This window comes from Bradyrhizobium sp. PRIMUS42 (genome assembly GCF_023006515.1).
Taxonomy (GTDB): Bacteria; Pseudomonadota; Alphaproteobacteria; order Rhizobiales; family Xanthobacteraceae; genus Bradyrhizobium.
The window spans coordinates 1-1,562 of record NZ_JALBGZ010001060.1; the positions used below are offsets into that span (position 1 = coordinate 1).

Here is a 1,562-nt window from a genome sequence, read left to right on the forward strand (position 1 = left end):
GCTTCGGCTCGGCGGGAGCTGCGGGCGCAGCCGGAGCCGCTGCGGTAGGCGCAGCCGCAGGCGTTGCGTCGGCACCGCACTGAGCTTTGCGGAAGTCATTCCACTTCATGGTACCGAGCGAGCCGTCCTTCTTGGCCGCCTGATATTTCGCGCTGCATTCCTGCGAGGTCAGCGCCTGCGCCGGCGCGCTCGCCATGAATGCGACGACGCCCGACGCTGCAATCACGCACAACAATTTCGATTGAATGGTCATCCTTGGTCCTCCTCCTGATCTTCCTCGACGGAAGTGAAACGAAGATTGCTATCCTAGCGTGCCGGTCCCCCGCGACAAGGATGCGATGCGTTGCGCCGGCAAAATATAGTGATCCCGTCGTTGTCATCATTCATGTCGCGTTCAGCAACGCAGGCCGACGGTCCCAGCCCTTCGCGATTCTCGCAAGCAGAGTGCAACACATGACCTTCACGTCCCGCCTCGCCGCCGTCGCTCTCGCCTCCCTGCTCGTCAGCGGCACTGCCTTCGCGCAGACCGCCGCGCCGGCAACCAAGCCCGATGCAGCCGCCATTGCCGACAGGAAGGCGCCGAAGGAGCGCTCGGCGGAATCGCTCGAATGCTCCAAGCAGGCGGACGCCAAGGGATTGAAGGGCAAGGAGCGCAAGAAATTCCGCCGCGAGTGCAAGAAGGAAGCGAGGGCCGGCATCGCGGCGCCCGCCGCCCCTGCCGCCGACAAGAAGTAAGTCCGTCGCTATCCTCCACGTGCATCAGACAGATGCGCACGCATTGCGGCATGACGAGCCTGCAATTGTGCGCCTCTCGCTGATTTGCGATAAGGTGGCGTGAAGCAAGCCACCGCCTCCCCGCCGTTCGAATGGCTCAGCCGCGCCAAGCTCTTGAGCGCGGCGGAGACGCTCGTCATCGGCACCGCCGGAGGCCTGGTGTTTCTGCTCGCCGGCCTTCCCGGCGGGCTGATCTCGGGCTCGATGATCGCGGTCGGGATCGCCGCAATCGCCGGCCGCCAATTGTCGCTGCCGCCGCTCCTGACCCAGACCGTGCTGGTGCTGCTCGGCATTTCGCTGGGCTCGGTGGTCTCGCGCCATCTGCTTCAACAAGTCGGCGCCTACCCCCTCACCATCGGCCTGCTTGCGCTCGCAACCTTCTGCTCGACCTTCGGCTCGAGCTATTATCTCCAGCGCGTCCATGGCTGGGACCGGACCTCGGCCTTCCTTGCCGGTAGTCCCGGCGCGCTGTCGCAGATCACGATTTTGGCGGTCGAGCGCGGCGCCGACCTGCCCGGCATCGCGGTGGTGCAGACCATGCGCGTCATCATCCTCACCGCGGCACTGCCCATGGTGCTCGCGCTCGCAGGCGTAGCGCCCTCTGCTGCGCCGTCGCTGACGACGACGATCGCCTCGCCGCTCGACCTCGTTGAGCTGGTCGCGGCCTCGCTGGGCATGGCGCTGTTGCTGCGGCTGATCAGGTTTCCGGCGAGCTGGATGTTCGGCGCCATGATCGCCTCCAGCGTGCTGCATGGCGCCGGCTGGGTCGAGGGCGGCCTGCCGGACTG

The 1,562-nt window shown here is 66.1% G+C and carries 2 protein-coding genes and 1 pseudogene; 2 read left to right on the forward strand and 1 reads right to left on the reverse strand.

From position 1 onward, the window contains the following. Nucleotides 1–253, reverse strand: a pseudogene (locus MOV75_RS37500) (hypothetical protein); the annotation flags it as partial. Between the two features lie 200 nt (nt 254–453). On the opposite strand from MOV75_RS37500, the gene MOV75_RS37505 reads away from it, so the two are divergent. After that, nucleotides 454–735 carry a PsiF family protein gene (locus MOV75_RS37505; RefSeq protein ID WP_246932292.1) on the forward strand — a complete coding sequence of 94 codons (282 nt, stop codon included), beginning with the start codon at nt 454–456 and terminating at the stop codon, nt 733–735. Nucleotides 736–834: 99 nt separating this feature from the next. Continuing rightward, nucleotides 835–1,562: AbrB family transcriptional regulator (locus MOV75_RS37510; RefSeq protein WP_247007925.1), on the forward strand; the 728-nt coding region annotated here is incomplete at its 3' end.